The sequence below is a fragment of the Runella salmonicolor genome, from assembly GCF_024158025.1.
In the GTDB taxonomy this organism is placed as follows: Bacteria; Bacteroidota; Bacteroidia; order Cytophagales; family Spirosomataceae; genus Runella; species Runella salmonicolor.
On the sequence record NZ_JAMZEL010000023.1, the window covers coordinates 19,404 to 42,163 of the forward strand.

21 protein-coding genes are annotated in these 22,760 nt (G+C 40.6%); 10 read left to right on the forward strand and 11 right to left on the reverse strand.

Going from position 1 to position 22,760, the window contains the following annotated elements; translation table 11 throughout:
- Positions 1–14 precede the first annotated feature (14 nt).
- Positions 15–626 (forward strand): RNA polymerase sigma factor, encoded by a 612-nt coding sequence (locus tag NCI00_RS28235; protein WP_253533189.1) that lies wholly within the window; start codon positions 15–17, stop codon positions 624–626.
- Positions 623–1,207, forward strand: a complete 585-nt coding sequence (locus NCI00_RS28240) for an anti-sigma factor (protein ID WP_253533190.1) — start codon at positions 623–625, stop codon at positions 1,205–1,207. The genes NCI00_RS28235 and NCI00_RS28240 overlap by 4 nt, the downstream gene beginning before the upstream one ends.
- Here the strand turns inward: NCI00_RS28240 and NCI00_RS28245 are convergent, their stop codons facing one another.
- The 11 genes from NCI00_RS28245 to NCI00_RS28295 all read right to left on the reverse strand — a co-directional run bounded on the left by NCI00_RS28245 (position 1,208) and on the right by NCI00_RS28295 (position 15,151).
- Positions 1,208–3,346, reverse strand: coding sequence for a hypothetical protein (locus NCI00_RS28245; RefSeq protein ID WP_253533191.1), 2,139 nt, complete (start codon positions 3,344–3,346; stop codon positions 1,208–1,210).
- A 2-nt stretch (positions 3,347–3,348) separates the two neighbouring features.
- Positions 3,349–4,437, reverse strand: coding sequence for a tetratricopeptide repeat protein (locus tag NCI00_RS28250; RefSeq protein ID WP_253533192.1), 1,089 nt, complete (start codon positions 4,435–4,437; stop codon positions 3,349–3,351).
- A gap of 2 nt (positions 4,438–4,439) precedes the next feature.
- Positions 4,440–6,086, reverse strand: a complete 1,647-nt coding sequence (locus NCI00_RS28255; protein WP_256498328.1) for a serine/threonine-protein kinase — start codon at positions 6,084–6,086, stop codon at positions 4,440–4,442.
- Between the two features lie 25 nt (positions 6,087–6,111).
- A complete protein-coding gene (locus tag NCI00_RS28260) occupies positions 6,112–8,118 on the reverse strand; it encodes an SBBP repeat-containing protein (RefSeq protein ID WP_253533194.1) in 2,007 nt (668 codons plus the stop codon).
- Positions 8,119–8,453: 335 nt separating this feature from the next.
- The gene (locus tag NCI00_RS28265) at positions 8,454–10,022 is read right to left on the reverse strand and encodes a caspase family protein (protein ID WP_253533195.1); all 1,569 of its coding nucleotides are present in this window, start codon (positions 10,020–10,022) and stop codon (positions 8,454–8,456) included.
- Positions 10,023–10,028: 6 nt separating this feature from the next.
- On the reverse strand, positions 10,029–10,628 hold the full coding sequence (locus NCI00_RS28270; RefSeq protein ID WP_253533197.1) for an FHA domain-containing protein: 600 nt from the start codon (positions 10,626–10,628) through the stop codon (positions 10,029–10,031).
- Complete coding sequence (locus NCI00_RS28275; protein ID WP_253533199.1) at positions 10,628–11,707, reverse strand: hypothetical protein; 1,080 nt, start codon at positions 11,705–11,707, stop codon at positions 10,628–10,630. The genes NCI00_RS28270 and NCI00_RS28275 overlap by 1 nt, the downstream gene beginning before the upstream one ends.
- A complete protein-coding gene (locus NCI00_RS28280; RefSeq protein WP_253533201.1) occupies positions 11,649–12,356 on the reverse strand; it encodes an FHA domain-containing protein in 708 nt (235 codons plus the stop codon). Before NCI00_RS28280 ends, NCI00_RS28275 begins: the two co-directional genes overlap by 59 nt.
- A gap of 228 nt (positions 12,357–12,584) precedes the next feature.
- Entirely contained in the window at positions 12,585–12,854 is a 270-nt protein-coding gene (locus NCI00_RS28285; protein WP_253533203.1) for a hypothetical protein, read from the reverse strand.
- Complete coding sequence (locus tag NCI00_RS28290) at positions 12,851–13,453, reverse strand: AAA family ATPase (RefSeq protein WP_253533205.1); 603 nt, start codon at positions 13,451–13,453, stop codon at positions 12,851–12,853. Before NCI00_RS28290 ends, NCI00_RS28285 begins: the two co-directional genes overlap by 4 nt.
- Positions 13,454–13,657: 204 nt before the next feature.
- Positions 13,658–15,151 (reverse strand): replication initiation protein, encoded by a 1,494-nt coding sequence (locus tag NCI00_RS28295; RefSeq protein WP_253533207.1) that lies wholly within the window; start codon positions 15,149–15,151, stop codon positions 13,658–13,660.
- Between the two features lie 617 nt (positions 15,152–15,768).
- Between NCI00_RS28295 and NCI00_RS28300 the strand changes: the two genes are divergently transcribed.
- The 8 genes from NCI00_RS28300 (at position 15,769) to NCI00_RS28335 (ending at position 22,698) form a co-directional block, all read left to right on the forward strand.
- Positions 15,769–15,966, forward strand: coding sequence for a hypothetical protein (locus NCI00_RS28300; protein WP_253533209.1), 198 nt, complete (start codon positions 15,769–15,771; stop codon positions 15,964–15,966).
- Between the two features lie 464 nt (positions 15,967–16,430).
- Positions 16,431–17,447, forward strand: coding sequence for a PDDEXK nuclease domain-containing protein (locus NCI00_RS28305; RefSeq protein WP_253533211.1), 1,017 nt, complete (start codon positions 16,431–16,433; stop codon positions 17,445–17,447).
- Position 17,448: 1 nt separating this feature from the next.
- On the forward strand, positions 17,449–17,706 hold the full coding sequence (locus NCI00_RS28310; protein WP_253533213.1) for a hypothetical protein: 258 nt from the start codon (positions 17,449–17,451) through the stop codon (positions 17,704–17,706).
- Positions 17,707–18,176: 470 nt separating this feature from the next.
- Positions 18,177–19,109, forward strand: coding sequence for a hypothetical protein (locus tag NCI00_RS28315; protein ID WP_253533215.1), 933 nt, complete (start codon positions 18,177–18,179; stop codon positions 19,107–19,109).
- Between the two features lie 61 nt (positions 19,110–19,170).
- A complete protein-coding gene (locus NCI00_RS28320) occupies positions 19,171–19,452 on the forward strand; it encodes a hypothetical protein (RefSeq protein WP_253533217.1) in 282 nt (93 codons plus the stop codon).
- Positions 19,449–20,831, forward strand: a complete 1,383-nt coding sequence (locus NCI00_RS28325; RefSeq protein WP_253533218.1) for a DUF3987 domain-containing protein — start codon at positions 19,449–19,451, stop codon at positions 20,829–20,831. Before NCI00_RS28320 ends, NCI00_RS28325 begins: the two co-directional genes overlap by 4 nt.
- A gap of 206 nt (positions 20,832–21,037) precedes the next feature.
- Positions 21,038–22,027, forward strand: coding sequence for a DUF6371 domain-containing protein (locus NCI00_RS28330; RefSeq protein ID WP_253533219.1), 990 nt, complete (start codon positions 21,038–21,040; stop codon positions 22,025–22,027).
- Positions 22,028–22,047: 20 nt separating this feature from the next.
- Entirely contained in the window at positions 22,048–22,698 is a 651-nt protein-coding gene (locus NCI00_RS28335) for a ribbon-helix-helix domain-containing protein (RefSeq protein WP_253533220.1), read from the forward strand.
- Positions 22,699–22,760 lie beyond the last annotated feature (62 nt).

The following is a 22,760-nucleotide window of genomic DNA, read 5'->3' on the forward strand; positions in this document are numbered from 1 at the left end:
AACAAACTTTACGTATGTTTGGCGGCACAAATGTTCTTCAATCCATGCCCACCAAATATTCTACAAATTTTACACAATTTGAACTCTACGAAGCCTTGGTGTCGCGAAAAGAATGGGCTTATGACTATCTGTATTGCGAGCTCTTTAGCACTTTTAGGCATTGGGTCGGACGTAATAATGGCTCTGAAATGGACGCCGAAGATGCATTTCAGAAAGGTTTGCTCAATTTCTTATTAAACCTCGAAACAGGTAAATATCAGTTCCAAGTAAGTACTAAAATTACAACAGTTGTATTTGATTATTGTAAAAAAATTTGGCTCAATGAATTAGCTTCGAGCCGTTTGACAACTCGCGCAACTACCCTCACTCTATATGACCCCGCAAATGACACCGATTTACAAAAAGACCTCGAACTCGGAGAGTTAATTGCCCAAGTACGTGCGGCATTGCACCAGCTTAAAGGCGACTGCCGCCAATTGATTGAGTGGTTTTATATAGATGATATTTCGTTGCGCGAGATTGCCGAAAAGTTGGGAATAAAAGAATCCTCGACCAAGCAAAAACGTTACGATTGCACCGAGAAACTCAAAAAAAATTACCTACAACTGACACAAATAAAGAAATGAATGTCGCTCAATTCGAACGTATAGAAGCATACCTTCAAAATCGGCTTTCAGAAACTGACAGGCGAAGCTTTGAAGCTGACATACAAACAGATACTTCGTTGCAAGTAGAAGTTGAAACTCAGCAAAAACTTCGCTTAGGGCTTCGAGCGCTGGCTATTGAGAAACAACTTCTCAACGCAAAAAAACGTACCCAAACGGAGCAACTATCACAAACAAAAACTGTATTTTGGGGCAAAATACAGTGGAAAACTTGGGGTGCTGCAGCTTCTATTATAGTAATATTAGGTGTAAGCTGGTGGGGCTTGAATTATAATACGTCCCAAAATGAGCATCAATTTATGGCACTCGCGGAGCAAGAGATGACTGACGTTCAATACAAATCTTTACCTTTTGAATCTCTACAAAATCTTTCTAAGTCCGCTCCTACACGCAGTACCCGCCAGAAAGCGGAGTGGTATGTAGCGTTGGTTTATTTAAAGAAAGGGCAAATAAGTCGAGCCCAAACCCTGTTGAAACGCATAGCAAGTAATCCGCAGCATTTATATTGTCAACAAGCTAAAAAGATTTTAAAAACCACTTGATTACTTTATCTTTATTATCCAATAATCGCGGCTACCACGGCTGCTTTCGGATTTTTCGCCAGAGATGTTGGAGTCAGAATATCCCCCTAAAACAAACCCTCCCTCTAAGGTTGGTATAATCTTTGGTCTATTATCATCACCTACACCTCCAAAGGTTTTATCCCATTGTTTTTCATTATTTGAATTAATCTTTAAAATCCAAAAATCTTTACTGCCACGACTATTTTCTGATTTTTCTCCAAAGGAATTAGACGTTGAACTTCCCGAAAGTAAAAAACCACCCTCAGAAGTAGCTATAATGGAGCACATTTCATCTATACCCGCACCACCAAATGTTTTGTCCACTGATTTTTGTCCATTAGAATTGATTTTTACAAGCCAAAAATCAGCTCCCCCCCTATTCGGCTCTGATTTATCTCCAGAGTTGTTTGAAGGGGAAGTTCCTCCTAATAAGAAACCACTGTCTGTAGTAGGTAATATTACTTCTAAAATATCATCTTGCCCCCCCCCAAATGTTCTATCCCATTGTTTTTGGCCATTACCAGTAAGTTTAACTATCCAATAATCCCAACCTCCCCGACTATTTTCTGATTTATCTCCTGACACATTAGAAGTAGACCATCCTCCAAGCAAAATGCCCCCATCAGAAACAATAGCTAATGTTGTCATCGACTGGGAACCTGTACCCCCAAATGTTCTATCCCATTGTTTTTGACCAGTGGCACTGATTTTTACTGCCCAATAATCCGAAATCCCTCTATTGTTTTCTGATTTCAGGGCTGAACTACTTGAGCTTGAACTTCCTCCCAATACAAATCCCCCATCTGGGGCAAGGCCAATCCCTGTCAAAATATCATCTGCTCCCCCTCCAAGTGTTTTGTCCCATTGTTTTTGACCATTAGCATCAATTTTAACTAACCAGTAGTCAAAACTTCCATAACTATTTTCTGATTTTTCTCTGGAGGCATCAGAATTTGAATATCCGCCCAACAAAAATCCACCATCTGAAGTCGCAACAATGCTCGTCATCACATCGACACCTATTCCACCGTAGGTTTTATCCCATTGCTTTGTGCCGTTAGAATTTATTTTTATAACCCAGAAATCCTCATTTCCTCTCCCATTTTCAGATTTATCACCCGATACATTCGATTTTGAGAATCCCCCAATTAAATAACCACCACCAGAAACAGGTACTATCCCAGCATACGGCTCATCACGGTCGTTTCCTCCAAATGTTTTATCCCAAATTTCTGTCACGACTTGCACTTGTACATTTGAATTCAAACTAAAGGTTATTTTCTCATTACAAACTGTCTCTACCTCTGCCGTTATTGTATAATTGCCAGTCGTGGTAAAAGTAAAAATAAATGGACTAATTCCCATTAGTTGTTCTTGCGCCAAGGTATTACTCCCGTTTAACACCTTCCAAGTCACGATTCTGATGTCAGACGGTGCGGTTGTAGCTAATGAGTAGGTGTATATGTTATTAGTGTTACTATTGTTTACTATTTTTGTTGGCACTGCGCATAACTTTACGGTTACATCTCTGCTCAATATTTTTCGTTCGTTACAAATAGTTGTAATCTCTGCAGTAACAACATAGTCACCTCCAGTAGGAACTGTATATATAAATGGTTCTGCAATACTTAATGATTTTTCAACTAGTAAATTATTCCCAGCTCTTAATTTCCATATTATTACTTTTACATCGGCTGGTGTATCTGTAACAAGCGTAAATAACAAATTTTTAAAATCAAGTGCACTGGCCGTGATGTTGATATCAGTAGGCGATACGCAGGTTTTTATTGTGGCATTAATCGTAAGCGTCACTTTCTCTCCACATACCGTTGTCATTTCGGCAGTAATAATATTGTTCCCATCTGCTCCAAAGGTATAGCCAAAAGTAGCAGTAGTACTTGTTCCGAGTGTAGTTGTGCCTTGTTTCCAAGTAACGGGAAAAGATAGGTCAGTAGTTGTACCCGTCAGAACAAATGTATATTGTCTGGGATTGACCACATTTGGAGTGGCGGTTATCGCGGTTGGCTTCTGGCAGTTTTTGAGCGTTTTGAGCGTGGGGTCTGCCCATTTGCAGCCCGTCAAAATTAGCAAGAACAAATAAAATAGTGCCTTTTGCATGCTTAAAAACGATATTGTAAGGCCAGCCCTACATTTTTAGTGGTAGGGTGAAAATGGAAACCCGTTTGTTTTTTAGGTTTAGGCAAAGCAAAAAGGATAATTTCTGCAACAACCGCCGCACCTGCCACTCCCAGACAAGCATTCATAGTTGTTTTATTGCTCTGAAAACTTTTGACGTCTTTGTAAGAAATTTCCCATTGATTAAACGCAGATTGTGTCAAAATCACGTTGTCGCCGTCGGGATCGGTCGTTTGGGAGACACTATTGAGGTTATTGAGTTTTGTTTGGTATTGGTTGTTGAGTAGGTAGGCATAGCCTCCTGCACCTAAACCTATTACTGCCGTTAAAATTTTGGGGATAATACGTCGCTTGGGGGCAGGAGTCTGCCTCAAAGTTATTGGAGGCGTTGTTTCTTTTTTTACCCTCTCTTTTTTAGGCTCTACAGCCACATCCTTCTTGTCTTGTGTTGGCTTTGTAGTAGTTACAGGATTTTGAACTGGGACAGGGGTTTCTACTTTAGCCTTTTCTTGTACAACAGGAGCCTGTGTTTCTGGTTTTTGTTGGGCTTTGATAAACTCATCACAGTTTTGAATCTGTACCCGAATTAAGTCGGGTTTAGCAGCATATTTCAAAGCTTCTTGGTAGCGTTTTTTTGCTTCAATATAGTTTTTTTGGGCGTATAATTTGGTGGCTTCGTCAGACCAATAATCAGTCAAAGTGACTTTTGTAACTGGGTCGTTAGGGTTTTCGTCCAAAATTTGTTTCAACAAACCAACAGCTTCTTCACCTTTTCCTTCGTTGAGCAATTTAGTTGCATCATCTCGTAATTTTGTTAGTTTAGTCACTAAAGTAATTCGCCCTTTGGCGTAAGGGTCATTGTCAAAATTAGGTACTTCAAGACAGTTACGGTACTGTTTGAGCGCATTGGAGTAATCCCCCTGAACAAAAAAATCATCCCCGCGTTTTTTATAACGGTCGTACTCTTCGTCCATAGCTACTATGCCAGTAGTAAAATCGGAAACGCGAGGATTAGCGAAGCATGAACGCTCGCACAACACAAAAATGAAGGTAAGTAAAAGTAAATTTTGCATAATTATAAATTATCGTCACATTCTTTGATTTTCCGTCGTACTTCTTCGGTATTTCGGAGCGACTGGGCCACCCTATACCAAGCCTTTGCTCCTTCGTATTCTCCATTAGCAAAAATGCGGTCGCCTTTTGCCAAATAAATGGCGTAAGCATTTGCAGCTTTGGTGGTAACAACCTCATCGGCTTCAGCTAACCGACTTGCATGATTGAATTGAGCAATTGCATTGCCCTTATTATTACTGCTGTTTATGGCAAGCATTCCCTTCTCAATCAAATCATCATACTCCTGTTGAGCTTGTTGTTTTTTTAAGGCAATAGCAGCTTTATTCTGATTTTCATTCTCCTCCAATCTTCTCTTTTTTTGCTCTAACTCTTTTTGTTGGTCTAATTGATTATTAGATTCATTTACCAGCACTTTTTTAGATTTTTCAGGCTTTATTTTCGGCAAACTTTCAGATTTACTGACCTGTTTATCAGCATTTTTCGTTGTTTCTACCGCATTTTTTATGTGTGGTTGTCTAACATCTAATTGGTTTACTTGTTTTTGGAAAAACCCAATCCCTAATAGAACTATTGCCACGCCCCCAATCAATCCCCAAAACCACATATTTTTAGATTTGGACTGAATTTCCGGCTTTTTAACAACGACTTTCGAGGAATACACATCCGTCTGGGCTTCCTGTACTTTGCGCTTAGGCTTTACATAAACGTCTGTGGCGTCAGCAGGCAAAACACTTGGCTTTTCAATAGTTTTGGATGGTAGTGGCGAATTTATAAGTGGTTTGTCTAATAACTCTAACAATTCATCGGCTTTGCGTACGCGCTGCCTAATGTCTTTAACCAAGCACCTCCGTATCATCCCTTGGTAAGGCTCAGGTATGGTATGGAGACGGTCAGGAAGCTGAACCGAAGTAATTTTGCGTTCAATTTCACGGCGAAGCGTAGGTTCACTGGATTGCGTGCCTACACTAAAGGGTTTTTCCCCAGTGAGCATTTCGTACAAAATTACCCCAAATGCCCACAGGTCCAAATTGAAACTCACCCTCCCGCCTTCAATTTGTTCGGGGGCTTTGTAAGAAGGTGTGCCACGCCCATCACTCAAATCAAAATCAGAACTATCTACCTCGTCTTGACTAACGAGTTTACTAAGGCCAAAATCAGCGATTTTGGTTACAAATCGACCATTCTGTCCTCTTGAAATCAGAATATTAGCAGGTTTAAAATCACGGTGTACAATTCGTTGCTGATGCAAATGCTTCAGTCCCTCAAGGATACCTTGTATAATGTCACGGAGTTCTTTATCAGAGAGTTTATTGCGTTTCAGTAAATCAGCTAAATTACCATCAGGATAGTATTTCATCACGGCAAAATCGCTGACACCAGTATCCGTTTCGAGACGGTAACATGCATCATAGCGAGCAATATTAGCATGACGGGGAACCTTCTGAGCAAGTTCTACTTCGGCTTTGAGTGATTTGGTATCGTTTTGACGATATTCGCTTATTTTTATGGCCACCCATTCAGTTTCTACTTGGTCTTCTACTTTAAACACCTTGCCGTACGTTCCACTGCCCAACCACGTACCTTTCTCCCTAAACTCAATTGGATAGCGTTTTTTGAAATCTTGAAAAGTGGTAAAAGTAGGGTTCATACTGAGGATTATTTTTGAGCTATTTTCAGTCTGGATATTTTGAAATAAAAATGTCTAATCCACCTGAATAAGTCAAAGCAGGTGGCGTACCAAATACAAAAGAACTACTATAAAATCCTGCAAGCATCAATAAATTCCCTGTAGTATTAATTGCTATCGAGGTACCTCCATCTGAGCCACTGCCACCAGTCGTTTTAACAAATCGAAAATTTCCGTTAACATCGTATTGTGCCAAAAATACGTCCGTACTCCCTGATGACCTGACGGCAATGTTATCAAACAAAGTATTATCGCTCAATAGCCCTGTTATATAGGCGTTCCCTGATTTATCTAATACCACACTATTCCCAGCTTCGGAACCTAGTCCACCAGCAGTTCTTATCCACTGTACATTTAGGTTGTTACTATTATATTTTCCCAAAAATATATCTCCACCACCACGATAATTCACAGGGGTGTTCCCATAATTTGCCCCTTGTATAATACCTGTTACATAAACGGAATTGCCGCTTACTGCAACGCTACTGCCAAAGGCAGGAGTCCCTGAATTCGAATTATGAAAAGCCATTAAATTACCACCAGAGCTGTATTTAGCAATGAAAATATCAGGGGTGGTATTGGAAGTATAGACTGTGGAAGCTCCAGAAACGGACCGAAAAGTAGCTGGAGAGGAGAAATTTCCAGTTATGTACGCGTTTCCTTCGGTATCTACGGCTACACTGCTTGCATAATCATTTTCAAAACCACCACAGGAAACAGCCCAAAGAGCATCTCCATTTCCATTTAGTTTAGCTAAAAAAGCATCATACTTACCCTCTATTCCAGAAGCTTGAATGGTTGTTGACCCAAAACTAGCCGACGGCGCACTAAAAAAACCAGTAATATAAATACCAGATGAATGCAGGGCGATTCCTACTCCTTGATCTGGACTGCCTCCCCCATACAACTTATTCCATAACATTTGACCATCTCGGCTATATTTTGCCACAAATATATCCGTAGGCCCATTAGTCTGCCTTCTGACAGGAGTGTTTGTAATAACATTTCCAGTTGTGTTAAAGAAACCTGCATTGCTACTCACTTGACCTACTACATAGACATCACCATTCGAATCCACTGCAATGCCTTTACCTTCATCTGTTCCATCCCCAGTTATTCTTTGGACCCACGCTAAATCACCGTTGCTATTATATTTTGCAATGAAAACGTCGTTGGAACCTGCTACATTCAGGTTTGTAGCTCCAAATGCAATAGAAGATCCATAATTTCCTACTACATACACATTTCCTAAACCATCTACCGCAACGCCGTTTCCAACATCGTTTCCCGCCCCGCCATTTCTCCAAGCTTTAAAATTAGAAGCCGATGAAATACCTGCAATCGTAACAGTCACCGCTAAGGTACGATTTAGATTTTCTCCGCAAACGGTTATAATATCAGCACTAATGATGTAACTACCCGAGGAATTGAATGTATAATTATACGCACTGGCATCATTACGTTGTTCTTGGTTAACTGTGTTACTTCCACTTATCACTTTCCAGCTGACCGATTTTACATCAGCAGGAGTATTAGTAACTAAGCCAAACGAATAAGTATTGTTACTGACAATCAGTGTATTAATAGCAGTAGGTTGAGTACAGGCCTTAACAGATAAAGCTTTATTCAGCGTCTTTTTTTCTCCACAAAATGACTCTATTTCAGCACTTACCGTGTAATTTCCATTGGAAGATGCAGTATAAGCATACGTTTGAGTAGCGTTGAGGGTAGATTGTATTAATACCGTAGTTCCATTTAAGACTTTCCACGTCACAGTCTTTACATCTGAAGGTGCAATCGTAGCTATCGAAAAGGTGTATTTTCGCAGGTCGACAGTGTCTCTAGTAATAGTTATATCGGTAGGAAGCGTGCAATTTCTAAGTGATTTTAGGACAGGATTAGCCCAATCACACGCTAGGAAGAAATTTCCCAGTCCTAATAAGGTGAGGTGAATAAATATAAGCTTGTATAGGCTTTTAGATTTCAAATTCATGGTGTTTGTAAGAAATGGTATCTTCGGGGCTTGTTTTGTAGAAATTTTATAATTCCCCATTTAATAATTCTGGAGTGACATTTATCTAATCTTTTCAAGAACAACTCATGGATTTCATCGGGTATTTTTGAGGAAATCTATATAGTGAGCCTTCCTTAAACAATGCCTGACCAAACTCAGGAAATTCAAGGCTTTCATCAACTGAATCGCCTTTTGTCATTTGCCTGAGAGTTTCTAAGTATTTTCGATGATTAGGGCTTGGTTTGGAATCTTGGTACATCTTTTAATAATATTTATTACGTCTCATGGCAAGAAAACAAAATTAGTCAATTAAGTCATTTTGGAAAACTCATGGGTAAATCATCAGAAAATTTCCCATAAAATAAAGGGGCTTGTTTGTTTGGAGTGGTACTTTTTACCCCCTTTGATACAAAATTGTAGAGTTCTTTAATGGTGACGATGTGGTCATGGTTAGTATCAGCTTGACCACGGAGTCCATGAAGCATATAAAAAGTAAAAATTCCACCTCGCACTATACCACTTTCTACGGAGCTTTGGGTAGATCGGGAGGAGAGCATCAAAACAACATTGGAAGGAGCAAGAGTTTTGGGTTCAACCACGTTCCATGACTGTCGAGCAGTCATGCTGCCTGATAAACACGCATCGGCAATACAGAATTTGGTCGTAGCATTTGATGCTTTAAAAATGGATTTTATTTCGGCATGGGTAAGGACGGAATTTGGATTTTGAGTACTTACATCATGCGGTATAAACGCCCCTTTCATACCATGACCAGAGAAATAAAAAAACACCCGATCTTGAGACGTTGCCTTTTCAAAAATACGCATAGCATTTAAAATCGATTTTTTAGAGGCGTTACTGTTTGTAAGTAGGTTAATGTTTTGTGCAGGAACGCTTCCACCCGTACTACTTTGCAAAAAGGCAACAAATCGTTGGGCATCTTTGTCAGCAAAGCGGAGATCACCCGTTCGATAATCAGCAATCTTATAATCAGCGATGCCTACTACTACGGCGTAAGTCGTACCTTTTTGAGCATACCCCAACTGTGTTATGCACCAACAGAGCATAAACCCCAGCCATGCCCAACGATTTTTTTTAGAAGGCAGAGCAAAATTTAACTCATTTTCCTTGATAACTTCATTCACAGGTACTAAACAGCCTGAATAATTATCACGGGTCCTGTCCTTGCAACTTACTAAAACTGCTTCAATAATAGATTCCTCAGTGTTGTTTTCGCGAAAAATAGTACTTAATTTTTCATTATTGATTTGTTCCAGTACCCCATCAGTACACAGAAAAAAGTAATCCCCTGGCTGTACGTCAGTAAGATAAGTAATTGCAGGTTTATCTATTTTAGGCGTTAAATTATTGGCATCAACCCCAATCGAACGACTGAGGCTGTTTCGACGAGGATGTGTTTGTGCTTGTTCTTCGGTAATAATCCCTTCCGCAACGAGCTCCAACACATACTTATGATCTAAGGTTTGGTGTAAAATACACCCCTTGCGCAAGTGATATACGCGACTGTCGCCTACGTGGGCAATAAACACTCCATGTTCGTTTAAATATAATAACGCCAGAGTGCTACCCATTCGGCTAAGTAGTGGATTCTGTTGGAGGTATTCAGCAAGACTCAAATAAGCTTGCTGAATAGCATCGGTAAGGTACTTTTCTGTTAAGGTATCGGGAGGGTGGCGTTCAAAATAATGAACTATCGCCTCCGAAACCAAACGACTCGCCTCCTCGCCCTTGTCCCATCCACCAATTCCATCACATACCATAAATAAACGACTATCTTGAGTCACGGGCTGGACAAAATCCTCATTGTTAGAACGTTGACCTATAAAAGAGAAAGTAATTGGTTGCCTTATTATAATGGTCATCTGTTTTTATTGTGTTTCATCAAGCTCAAAAGGCTTGAATGTAAGGTAAGTTTGACGCATAGCTTGAGGAATTTGATATACCTCTAACCGAAATACATCTATTCCACCTAAACACACTAATCCTTGATCGGTTACGTCTATTTTTTCGCCATTTTGGAGTAAATAACCGTTAAGAAGCGTTCCGTTGAGGCTATTTTTATAATCACCCGTTTCGGAATCTATGGCACCATCTTGTATTTGGTAACGGAGATTCCCATCCCATTTATCAAACAGGACCTCAATAGTACAATGCCGCCTGCTTAAATAGCATTTACCCTCATGTAAAAAACGCTCTACTTGCACATGACACGATGAAGAATGTCCCACTACATTTATTCCAAAACGCAATGGATACCTTATCGAAGGGTTATTGTGACATATTAAGTATCCGAAAGAAGGTAAACCCTGCAAAATGCGTTCATCATAATAGGGTAAGGTAAGTTGATTGATATGCCCACACCCAGTATGAGTACACTGAATTGCACCATTTTCAAAGTCACGCACTTTGACTGCTATGAGCTTGCCACATTTTTGACAAGGAACAATTGTATTTTTAAAGGTTGTCATTATTCCATTTCGGGCATTTCAGCATCATTGATATATCCTTCATCAGTAGCTTCATCGTTACTTTCGTCTTCATTTGAGATTTCATCTGTTTCTTCTTCTGTTGAGGCCGTATAGGCATTGGCCGTCACTATTGAATCAGATTGCTGGTTAGAAGGCTCTAAACTACTCATTGCGGTTAAGGCAGGCGTATCCAAAGATTCTTGTTTAATTATTTCATTCGTGGCTATGTCTATTTGAATCACAGTATCTAAACGATCATCTCCCTCATTATCCACAACAGCAATTATACTGTTTGTATCTATATCCATAATAACAATAGCGTCTGCAACACCATCTCTGTCATCGTCTATTCCCAATGCAGGGCGACCATTGATAATTGTTTCGACGTAAATTGGTTCAGGTCCTAGTGGCTCTTGATTACTGACAGGAGGCTTTTCCCTGCTCATACCCGTTGGTTTAAAGTCTACATCGCTCAAAAAATCTTGCCTTTGAGCCAATGATAATCCTTGCCATTCTTCGACAGTATACGTATTATAGACTTCACCATGCCATGAAAAAATGCCACCAGGACCTACTTCTTCACGGGCTGCTGCATACGCTTGCTCAAATGTCATACTTTCATTAATACCTCCTGCAATATCAATATTAGGACCCGGTTTGATACTGCCGTTTTGCACAGGTGAAATATTATGATGTTTGACAGGCTGATTTGAACTGATTGGTTCTGGTTGTATCCGAGGTATAGACTCATTTGTTGTTGTTTCTCCAAATACTCCCAACCTAACTGCTGTAAACGCTGCCCCACCGCCCAGTAGCACTGTGGCAGTAGATATAAACGCTTTTTGGCGATTACTTAGTTTAGTGTTTAAGGATGTTGTTGGGGCTGACAGTTTTTGTTGTGCAGCTTGAAATACGTCAGTCATTTGTTGGTCGGAAGTAGTCGTATTTTGCATGATAGTTGATAGTTTTCCCTTTATCAAATAAATTTGTAAAAGGTAAGTTTTAAAGAGGATATAAAAATTATTTGACCCATGTTGCTTTGCATTTTCCACACTTTTTTTGATTAACCAATAATTCATATTCTCGATTTCCAAACGGGTCGCGACAATTAGGATTGGGACAACGATACCGTTGCCGATACTCTTTCTCTATAAGCTCTAATTTTTCATCCGTCGATAGCAAATGTGAGGAAAGTGTAGGAATTAAAATGCTAAGCCCTGCACTTGACAGCATTGCTAAAATACCAAAAGCTCCTGCTGTAGCTACCGTACCGACCCCAATAACTGAACCGCCAACTACACTCCATAGCCGTATCATTTTATCGCGGTCACGGCAGGCTTTACGCAAAACAGGATAGTCTTCATAAACTTTTTGTAATGCCTTAAATTGCACTGTAAAATCAAGTGGATCTTTTTCCAACTTTGGCTGACTTTGAGAAACAGATTTAACTTTAGGTAATAAATCTTTTACAGTAATTTCCACATCCGCCAGCCATATCTTATCTTGAATATCAATCAATTTTCTGCTTATCCTGGTTAGTTCCCCTTCATTTTCAATAAAAATCCCCCGTTTACTGCCGCTGTCTTCTATGATAAAGCTGGTCAAAGAGCAAACTGTTAATTTAGCATGTTGACGGCTTACATGAGGATTCTCGATTACTACATCGTTTTCCTTGTCACGTCCAATTGAAATAATCGTAATTGAGGGGATATTTTCATTAAAGGACATAGGAATACTAATTTAACACTTTTAAGTATGATGAAATACGTTGGTATGATGTTGATTTTATTACCATTAATAGAATGGTAGCATTTAGAGTTTTTTTCAGAGTGGTGTCATTGAATTTCAACTTACAAACTAAAATTCAATGATTTTCACTCGACTTCATCATTGGTCCTTTTCAAGAACGGGATTTAATACCTACCAAAATAATCAAATATATAAATAATCATTTAATTATTTATATATTTGATCAACTCCAAGATGCTTTTCATAAGCCTCAATCGTAAGCTGTTTGATGGTTTTGCCCGTACGGGCTGATTCCATTTTTAGCTTCATAAATAATGTTTTGGGTATCCAGATATTTACGTGACTTTCTTCTTCCTTTTGGGTGGGTTTGGTTGCCACGGGTCTCACCTCCTGAATGTTGGCTTTGGTCGGTGTCTTCTTAATCATTTCGGCCAGCTTCGACCGATTTTCGGCGTAACCCTCTTTCTCCTTGCTCATTGGTTCAAATCGTTTAAGATTTCGTAAGTCAAATTTGTAATCTCCGTTTTGGCTTTGGTATCCTCCCCCGTAAACACTCCCGCTGTCATGGGTGAGCGCGTCAAACTTACTCGATGATAGATCGTTGTTTCCAACAATGGTATCGAATATTCCTTTAAAATGGTCTTTACTTCTTCGGTGATGCTCGTTCGTCCTTGGAGCATGTTCATTACAATCCCTCCCTTTAATTCTGGCCTATCCTTTTTGGCTTTATTAAAAAGGAAAATGGTTGCTTTGATGGCGAGTGCGTCCAGAAAACCTGGTTTGGTGGGAATCAATACATAATCAGAAATCTGGAAAATCTCATTGAGGCTTCCAGTGAGGTAGGGCGGGGTGTCAATGATAATGACATCGTAGGGCAGCTCTTCTCCTTTGATAACTTTATCGAGCGGTACCAAGTCAATACCAGAGAGAAATGATTCTATCTCCGAAATTGACCCTTGTAAATCGGTGTCGGTTATACCCACACGTAGGTCTTCTGAAAGGCAGTAGGCAATATTTAGGGCAAGGGTGGTTTTTCCAACACCTCCCTTTTGATGGGCGACGGTTATTATTTTCATGGCTCAAAAATAAACATAAGTATTTAATCATTTATATAAAAAATCAAATACTTATTCAATTAAATGATTATTTATATAAATACATAAACGAACAAATACTTACATAAGCAAAAAAATTATTTGATTATTTGATTATTTGATTATTTGATTATTTGATTATTTGATTATTTATATAAATATTTACATAAGCAAATGATTTTTTGCTTAAAACAGCGGCTCAGATACTTGTCGCCAAGCTCCCTCAAACAGTTCTACTTTAATTCCTTTCACCTTCTGTACCCAATCCACAAAGAGACTTTCTATCGTTTCACCTCTTTGATTGGTTAACACAACTCCCAACCCCCGACGCAGCTCATCGGCTTTTAGGGTTTGGTCGGGGTTGTAGTACATAAATTTAAGAGAAGGCGTGTCGGCTATAAGTTGCTGTATGTGTGATACATAGGCATTCTTTTGTTCGTTGTCGGCCGATGCGCCCACCTCTATAAGGTGCTGATTGTAAACATAAACAAAATCAATCTCAAACCATTGTTTGATTTGCTTATTGAGTTGCTGGGCCTGCCGGTTCAGAGCAGTTTGAGCCACTTTGGTTTTGGCCTTGTTTTCCTTATCCGCTAGTCCAACGCCAATGTTATTTTTTAACCCGTAGACAATGTAGGAATAAATGCTTTTGATAGTAATGTTCTTAGCTTTTTCCTGTTTGGCAAAAAGCAACACCTCCAATACTCGTGCGCGGTCGGCTTGAATACCTTCCAAATAAATGCCGATTTCATTATCTTCCGCTTCGGGTTCAAAGATTCGGAACAGCTCAAAAATTCGTTTATCAATCGCCGAATCTTGTACTATTTCTTGGGGAACGGTTTCAATCTTTATCGAAGGTACAGCTACCGACTTGATGGGTATCTGCCTTTTTACTGGTTCTGGCTTGCCGATTTCAAGCTCCCGTTTTTCTCGGAATTTGTTCCAGGTCTCTTTGTTCTCACGGATAAAAAAGCGGATTTTTACTACCTCACTTTTGGTGTTGCCAGGTATGGCCCTGATTTCTTGGTACTCGAAGGTAATATCACATTTTTCGCTCAGTTCTTTCTTCGCAGATTCAATAATTCGTTTTTTGAAGTACCTGTACTCGGTGTATTCGTTAGGCTCGACCTCAACCAAAGAGCGCAAATCCATGACGCTTATCTCCACCTGACCTTTACGTTTCCACGATTTGAGAAACAGATAAAGCTTGATTGAATATTTACTCTTTAAAACCCTTGTATTGAGAATGTGATAGTAGAAAAACTCTCCCTCTGCAATTTCTAAAAAATAGGGCTTTAGCTTATCTGAAATTTCAATTTCTACGAAACCAAAGCCTGAAGCATCAATTTTGTAATCTGCACTTGAAAACAACTGGACTTTCAAATAGTCCAACCTGCCTTTTTTGGTAGTGCGCTGAATCCTCAACGGGATTTCAGTCATTTGGTCAATTTCTTTGGCTATGTATTCGTAGTTGTTGGTTTCGGCACCGACATTTTTCAGAAACTCTTTGATGTAGAGCCGCATGGTCCGGAGGTCCTGATTGGACTTAAAAAAAGCAATGGCCTCAAACAACACCTTGGTCTGCATAACAGACAGCCCGAAGCGAGCATTGGCAATGGGATTTTTGAGAATAACTAAATTATCATCCTTAAAGGGCTCAAGCACTCGGTCATCGGTCATGGGAATGGAAAAAGGGTAGTGATGGACAAAACTATAAAAAAAACAAAAGCGGGACAAATATTATTTTGCGTCCCGTTTGCTTCCCAAATCTGTCCCGTTTGCTTCCCAAATCTGTCCCGTTTGCTTCCCAAATCTGTCCCGTTTGCTTCCCAAATCTGTCCCGCTTGCTTCCCAAATCTGTCCCGCTTTATTGCTATAAAAATTTGGTTTTCAGTTGATTACGCCCCCCTACAAACTATTACAAACTTTTTACAAACTTTAACTCCAAATTTCACACAAAGAAAAAACAAATTTTTCTTTGTGTGTTTTTTAAAAAAAATAGGTCCCATTTCTCCTAAAAAAATTAATTTTTGCCAAACTTGCTTGCAGATCAAAACAGTCGATTCGAAGATGAAAAAAGTATGTGTTTTGTATTTATTAATTTTTTAACGTTATTATTTCGTTATTATGTTTTTTCAAAAATCACAAACTACAAAAACTATTCTTGCGACCGTTTGATAACTAACTGGGGATTTTTCGGTAGAATTAACTCCAGTTTTGGTCTTAGTAAAAATCAAATTTGGCCATTCGCTAAATTGTGATTTAGTTTTATTTTAAAACTTGTCCACAAAATAACCATGCCAGCAAATTTAACAGACCTGCGAATCGTCCCCATTTCAAGCCAATCGCTGTCCAAATGGGCATTAAAAAACGACGTTTTGTCGAAAAATGAACTACAATACCCAACAAACATCGGCTACAGCTCAAAAAAGGTCATTTTTAGCCACGTACAGCAATTTATTTGCTACCTGACGCACTCCAAGTCATTTAACTAATAAGTTTGCTTAAAATTAAAATAAAGGCCACAATTTAAAACAACTCCATAGCCGGAATTCAATCATAAAATTTCCCCTCAGATTTTGGGAGCGTTTATTTACTGCCAAAATCAGGAAAACAACTTAAAATTGTACCTTCGGGCAAAGTCCCATTTTTATGAATAATTCGCTTTTGAAATTGATTACCAACATATGAATATTGCCCAACTCGACCACAAAAACGTTGATGCTCTCGACATACCCCTGTGCGAGTTCCCCAAATATTTCGATTTCTTTCTGCCGTAGGCTGGGCGGTCGCCCATTTGAGAGCGACGAGCAGATGATCGCCGAAGAATAAACCCGCGCGGTGTTTGAGTCCGAGAGCAAAGCCAAAAGGAAGAAAAAATGAGGGCAAATTGGTCAACAGCCTGTTGCCCAATGTAAAGGGAGAAAAAAATGTTTTATGAACTCGAAAGATGTAGCGTATGGAAATGATATTGGATGATGAATACAAAGAATGGCTCTTGGGTCTGAAATCAAAAATCAGGTCAATGCAGTTGAAAGCGGCCGTTGCAGTCAACAGTGCGCTGATTGAATTTTATTGGGAATTGGGCCGAATGATAACGGAGAAACAGTCCCAAACAAAATGGGGAGATAAGTTAATTGACCAAGTGGCAAGAGATTTAAAAACAGAGTTTCCGGACATGGCTGGCTTGTCAAATTCAAACCTTAAATACTGTAAACGGTTCTATACTTTCTATCAATCCTCATTTGGTCAACAGCCTGTTGACCAAATTCCGTGGGGACATAACATTTTGATTTTCACCAAGTCAGGTAACATAGATGAAGCGGGTTTTTACATCCAAAAAACCATTGAAAACGGTTGGAGCCGTGATGTACTCGGAATGCAACTCAAGAGTAATCTGTACGAACGGCAGGGCAAAGCCATCACCAATTTCAAAGACACGCTGCCCAATCCTATGTCAGACTTAGCCACTCAGTTGCTCAAAGACCCGTACAATTTTGATTTTTTGGCCATGACCGAAAATTACAAAGAGCGGGAACTGGAAAATGCCCTGATTGATAATGTAACCAAGTTTTTGCTCGAACTGGGTACTGGTTTTGCCTACGTGGGCAAGCAGGTGCCGATGCAGGTAGGTGATCAGGAATATTTTATCGATTTGTTGTTTTATCACCTCAAACTGCGGGCGTATGTAGTCATAGAACTGAAAGTAACCGACTTTATTCCCGAATACGCTGGCAAACTCAGTTTTTATCTGTCGGTAGCCAACGATATTTTACGCCATCCGACCGACAACCCAACGATAGGACTGTTGATTTGTAAAAACAAAAACAACGTGATTGCGGAATATTCCCTGAAAAACATCAATCAGCCCATTGGTGTGACGGAGTATCAATTGACCCGCCTTTTTCCCGAAGAGTTCAAAAGCAGTTTGCCCACCATCGAAGAAATCGAAACCGAGCTTAAAAACAGTAAGTAAAATGCCCGATTTAGTCCACGTCAGTTATGCCCAAACGGGTCAAAGTTCCCGCACCAATCCACTGGGAATGCGCGAAATGAAGGAAAAAGCCTATCAGGCCCGCGATGCCCGCTTCTTGCTGCTCAAAGCTCCGCCGGCCTCGGGAAAGTCCCGGGCGCTGATGTTTATTGCGTTGGACAAACTGGTGCACGCCCCAGGAATGGTTTATTCCGCCGCTGTCCATCATAGAGCAAGCCATACAATTGATTCGGACGGGTGAGGTGGTGAAGTACCATTATGATGCGGTGGGTGAGAGCATTGTGGTGAGGGGGTAGGAGATGAACCAGTCCCCAGAATAGTTTTAGTACCATTTTAAGTTCAGTAAAATAGTAAGAACGGTCAGAAATGTTCCGAAAAAAGCTAGGGTTTGAAGCCCCTAAGCGTTTTAGTGATGGGTCTCGATAACTGTTTTAGCTATCTAAAACTTTCAGAATCAATTAAAACACTATCACTTTCATTATTAACACTGTAAAAAACAATGCGAATCTTACCTATAAAGATGCAGATTTAGGCATATCTGAATCAACCATTGGGCACGAATAGCTAGTAAAATAAAATAAGATTATATAAATACGCAAGCTGATGCAAAATTCACCATTACTAACTCAAATTGAGCACTTTAAAATAAAAACCACGAAATTTTTCTCAATTTTTCAATAGTTTGACACTGCAAAATCACAAGAAATGAATATGACCAAAGAAGAAATAAAGGAACTCGTTAGCATTATGCGTCGAGAATCACCCGATGAAGTCAATCAGATACTACATGAGATTGACCAAACAAGGGAATCAAAAAAGAGATATTTAATGGAGAAGAAAGTCATAGATGTGCTGCTTGAGATTGGAGAAAGTATTGCCGAGAAACACAGACTGAATAATACGGTCAAAATGAGAGCCCTGAGGGCTGAACTGGAGCAGGCTCAAAAACTAGATTTGTCCGAAATGGCGGTCATTGAAACGGCTTTACACGAATCAAATAAAGTAATTCAAAATCAGTCCTTGCGAAAACTGTACAGTGTATGTCAGGAAATGTATGTTGATTTTTTTGATCAGCTTGAAATGTATCTGGACTTACTGGGAGAGCCATTAGAGGATGAATCTGCCCATCCTTTACAGCCTTACAGCCTACAATTGTTACCCGCTGAGAAAAAAAGATTGATTGACTCGGTTGAGTACCTTGAAAATTTAGCGCGGAGAGGGGAAAAGTTAGGGAAGAAATTGCAGCAGTTTATCATTGCAAAAGCGCCCGGAGCCATCGAATATCATTATGAGTTGTTGTATGTTAATTTACTGATTGAGTTAAAAAAAGCAGCAATTGACCAGTTAAACAAAACCCAATCAATTCAGGTAACTAATAATAGTCTTGAAAAGATTGAGTGGCGAGGTACACAAAAGGAATTGGCTGAATTGTTCATTGAACTTAAACGTAAGAAATTTATAAATCAAATACCAACTAAACTGATTAAAGCTTATTTTACTCAGTCAAATAGTATTGAACAACCCCTCTCGCCATGTACCGACAAAAAAACAAAGATAGACATGTATGATAAATTGTATTCAGAAGAATACGAACCCCACTTTGAAAACATAAAGAGCAACACTAAGAATCAGCAAGTTAAGTAGTACGAAATACGCCGTATGGGTTTTCGTATCACTTGCTGTTTTTTTATAATCCAACTTTGGCATGTCAAAAATAAAAAACAAAGACATGACAAAGACCATCATGGTAGCCTTCTCCAAGCATGAGTTCAGGGAACTCACAAAAGGCCCACGCCAAAGCCACCTCCACACCGCCCCCGAATGCCGCCACCAGTTGGCCATTGCCAAGTGTCCAACTGGTATCACGGGCCTCATCAAAACGATTTATCGTCATGCGCATCATCATGATCACAGGCAGAATTCTCGCGGTTACTTTTTGACGATTGACTTAGACGTTTGTTCATCTTCTAACCTCTTAGGTCAATGAATCAGGATGCAACGACTTTGTCGGCAGGGCAGATAAGCCCTACCGACCTGGAAGCTGAACTGAATTCATTTCAGCGGCCCAAGCTAACCGATGCAGTGGCTATTCCTGATTCCGTATATGAAAAACTGCCGCCTTATTTGGCAAGCGCCTGCAACATCTTTCAAAACAGGACGGAAAGAGATGTTTTTCTCATTGCCACTTTAGGGGTTATCAGCGGGTGTCTGCCTAACGTTTACGGCCTTTACGACAACTCCAAAGTAGGCGCAAATTTGTATCTGTTTATCTCCGCCCCGCCCGCTGCGGGCAAAGGCCCGATGAAGTGGGCCAAACAACTGGCCGCTGGTATTCACCGGTTACTCAGGTTGCAGACGGCCAATGAGCTGGAGGCGTTTAAACAAGACGAACGGGAGTACCAAAAAGCCATGAAAAACAAGGAAGAAGAGCCGCCTGAAAAGCCTTCGCCTCCCGTTAATAAGATGCTTTTTATTCCCGCCAACAGCAGCGCGGCTGTCGTACTGAAGGCATTGAACGACAATCAGGGGCGGGGTATGATGTTTGAGAGCGAAGCCGATACGCTTTCTGCCACGCTCAATCAGGATTGGGGCAATTACTCCGATATGCTCCGTAAAGCATTTCACCACGAAGCCATTTCACAACTCCGCAAAACCAACGATGAATTCAGTGAAATGGAGCACCCTTTTCTTTCCGTGATTTTATCTGGCACCCCCGCCCAAGTCAGAAAACTGATTCCCAACACGGAGAATGGGCTTTTTTCCCGCTTTTGCTTTTATTCCTTCGAGTACGAATTAAGTTGGAAATCTGTTTTTGCCAAAACTTCGCACGGCTCCTACGATGACAAAGTGGATGAATACGCTTTGGACTTGCTGATGCTGTACGATAACCTTCAGACACGTGCGCAAAACCCTCTGCTTTTCGGTCTGACAGCCGCTCAGGAGGCGCTTTTCAACCAAACTTTTGAACGCTGGCAGCTAGAATTAGTGGATGAAATAGGGGATAACCTGATTGCTTCCATCCGTCGATTGGGGCTGATTACGTTTCGGATCGCAATGATTCTTACCATGATTCGGAATAAAAATGATCAACTCGGCAAATCGGAAGTGATTTGTCAAGATGATGACTTTATGACTGCCCTTACTCTTTCAGAAGTCCTGATTGGTCATGCCGTAAAGATGTATCACGCCTTGGCAAAGAAGCCCTCTGTTCTCAGTAGTCAGGAAATCAAAGCCGCGAAAATCAGGGAAGCCATCCAAATGACTCAAAATGGTAAAAAAACGCGTGAGATTGCGGAATTGCTTTTAGGCGATAAAGGCAAACATAAAACCATCAGCAACTGGTTAAACAATAACCCAAGTGTGTAAAAACATAGCCGTGTAAAAAATTACACACCCTACCAATTACACACTTTACCCATTTCACGCGTGAAATTGCGGTATTGTTTTTAGGCGATAAAGACAAACACAAAACCATCCGTAACTGATTAAACAATACTGAAGTGTGTAAAAACACCGCCGTGTAAAAAATTACACACCCTACCAATTACACACTTTACCCATTTCATTCAATCATGAATCACTATCGTTTTCATTTGGACGACACGCGTCCAAACAGGCTATTCACTTGCCCAAGCTGTAACCATAAGACCCTCAAACGCTATGTGGACGAGGAGAATAATCAATATCTGCCTCAGGACGTAGGAAGGTGCAATCGGGAAGTTAATTGTGGGTATCATTTTACACCCAAACACTATTTTTCCGATCATTTTCCCCTTCCTGAGCGGCCTCCCAATGCCATTTTACAGCTTCCCCGAAAACCGCCCGCACAAACGTTTATTGACAAGGGTTTAATGCAAAGAACGCTTTCGGCCAACGCGAATAATCACTTTAAAAGTTACCTAAAGACCCTTTTCGGGCCCGAACCAGCAGGCTACTTAGCCGAAAAGTTTCAAATCGGTACTTCTAAACACTGGCCTGGGGCGGTCATCTTTTGGCAAATCAATGCAAAGGGGCAGATTCATGCGGGAAAGGTGATGCTGTACGATGCCTCCTCGGGAAAAAGGGTTAAAAAGCCGTACGACCATATCCAGTGGGTACATGCCCTTCAGAAATGGCCCGATTTTAGGCTGCAACAATGCTTTTTTGGCCTGCATCAATTGGCAAATGCGCCTACAAATCAACCCATAGCGGTCGTCGAAAGCGAAAAAACGGCCATTTTAATGACCCTGATTTTTCCAAAATACGTGTGGTTGGCCTCGGGGGGCATGGGACTTCAGGAAGACAAATTTGAACCTTTGGCAAAACGGAAGATTATTCTGTTCCCAGATGCGGGTATTGATAGAGGACAGGGCACACCCTATGAAAAATGGCTAATCAAAGCCGAAGCCTTGCAGAAAGCGGATTATGATGTCAGTGTTTCTACGCTGGTAGAACTAGCCGCCACGGAAATCCAACGCCAACAGGGATTTGATTTGGCGGATTATCTCATTCAACGCGACCCTGGTTTCGGTTGGGCGCTGACAGAAAATGATTACCCTGTTTTTTGGAACACTAATTTTTAACCAATAATTGTAACACAACCATGAAAGACGAACGATTGCAATTACGCCTCGACGGCATTACCCGTAACCTGTTGGACGAATTGGCCCGCCGACAAAAAATGAACGTAAGTGAATGGATACGCAGTGTCATTTTGGAGTACACCAGCCTCAAAAAAGACGCCTCCACCGCCAAAAACCACGCGGAACAACTGGTTAAGATGGAGAAATACATCGACCAGAGGGAAGAGTTGCTGAAACGCTATGAGGAGCAGCCCAAGTTGACCGAACTTTTTGAGCGGTACAAAGGCCAAATTATGGAGGGAACCCTGATTCGTCATAAAGCCGATTTGGTACACCTGATGGCCAATCAAACAATGGTGGAATTGAGCAAAGAAACCAAAGATACTGAGACCAAAGAGCTCTTGCCGACGGTCCAATTAAAAGCCAGTACCCCAGTCTCTCTGAGTCAATCACCGCTTTCGGAGGAGGTGCCCACGTCCCCGAATGTCTCTGGTTGGTTACCAGGTCATTGGATTTGGCTCATCGGGATTGCGACGTTACTGGGTGCTGTTTTTTTCTGGCGATGGACAACGATAATCGGTAAATCGCAAAAAAACGAGGAACAATTGCCCGTGTCCAAGGACAGTGCAGGTACAGCTGTACGCTCATTTGGCAGACAGTCAATCGCCTAGGACAATAGGTCTATATGCGCCAAAAAGCCGCTTTTTCGTCGCTTTTTGGCGCTTTTTTGTTG

Bases quoted from the DNA above. Each gene is read 5' to 3' on its own strand.
- NCI00_RS28235 (WP_253533189.1), top strand. From the start codon at position 15: ATGTTTGGCGGCACAAATGTTCTTCAATCCATGCCCACCAAATATTCT.
- NCI00_RS28240 (WP_253533190.1), top strand. From the start codon at position 623: ATGAATGTCGCTCAATTCGAACGTATAGAAGCATACCTTCAAAATCGG.
- NCI00_RS28245 (WP_253533191.1), bottom strand. From the start codon at position 3,346: ATGCAAAAGGCACTATTTTATTTGTTCTTGCTAATTTTGACGGGCTGC.
- NCI00_RS28250 (WP_253533192.1), bottom strand. From the start codon at position 4,437: ATGCAAAATTTACTTTTACTTACCTTCATTTTTGTGTTGTGCGAGCGT.
- NCI00_RS28255 (WP_256498328.1), bottom strand. From the start codon at position 6,086: ATGAACCCTACTTTTACCACTTTTCAAGATTTCAAAAAACGCTATCCA.
- NCI00_RS28260 (WP_253533194.1), bottom strand. From the start codon at position 8,118: ATGAATTTGAAATCTAAAAGCCTATACAAGCTTATATTTATTCACCTC.
- NCI00_RS28265 (WP_253533195.1), bottom strand. From the start codon at position 10,022: ATGACCATTATAATAAGGCAACCAATTACTTTCTCTTTTATAGGTCAA.
- NCI00_RS28270 (WP_253533197.1), bottom strand. From the start codon at position 10,628: ATGACAACCTTTAAAAATACAATTGTTCCTTGTCAAAAATGTGGCAAG.
- NCI00_RS28275 (WP_253533199.1), bottom strand. From the start codon at position 11,707: ATGAATTATTGGTTAATCAAAAAAAGTGTGGAAAATGCAAAGCAACAT.
- NCI00_RS28280 (WP_253533201.1), bottom strand. From the start codon at position 12,356: ATGTCCTTTAATGAAAATATCCCCTCAATTACGATTATTTCAATTGGA.
- NCI00_RS28285 (WP_253533203.1), bottom strand. From the start codon at position 12,854: ATGAGCAAGGAGAAAGAGGGTTACGCCGAAAATCGGTCGAAGCTGGCC.
- NCI00_RS28290 (WP_253533205.1), bottom strand. From the start codon at position 13,453: ATGAAAATAATAACCGTCGCCCATCAAAAGGGAGGTGTTGGAAAAACC.
- NCI00_RS28295 (WP_253533207.1), bottom strand. From the start codon at position 15,151: ATGACCGATGACCGAGTGCTTGAGCCCTTTAAGGATGATAATTTAGTT.
- NCI00_RS28300 (WP_253533209.1), top strand. From the start codon at position 15,769: ATGCCAGCAAATTTAACAGACCTGCGAATCGTCCCCATTTCAAGCCAA.
- NCI00_RS28305 (WP_253533211.1), top strand. From the start codon at position 16,431: ATGGAAATGATATTGGATGATGAATACAAAGAATGGCTCTTGGGTCTG.
- NCI00_RS28310 (WP_253533213.1), top strand. From the start codon at position 17,449: ATGCCCGATTTAGTCCACGTCAGTTATGCCCAAACGGGTCAAAGTTCC.
- NCI00_RS28315 (WP_253533215.1), top strand. From the start codon at position 18,177: ATGACCAAAGAAGAAATAAAGGAACTCGTTAGCATTATGCGTCGAGAA.
- NCI00_RS28320 (WP_253533217.1), top strand. From the start codon at position 19,171: ATGTCAAAAATAAAAAACAAAGACATGACAAAGACCATCATGGTAGCC.
- NCI00_RS28325 (WP_253533218.1), top strand. From the start codon at position 19,449: ATGAATCAGGATGCAACGACTTTGTCGGCAGGGCAGATAAGCCCTACC.
- NCI00_RS28330 (WP_253533219.1), top strand. From the start codon at position 21,038: ATGAATCACTATCGTTTTCATTTGGACGACACGCGTCCAAACAGGCTA.
- NCI00_RS28335 (WP_253533220.1), top strand. From the start codon at position 22,048: ATGAAAGACGAACGATTGCAATTACGCCTCGACGGCATTACCCGTAAC.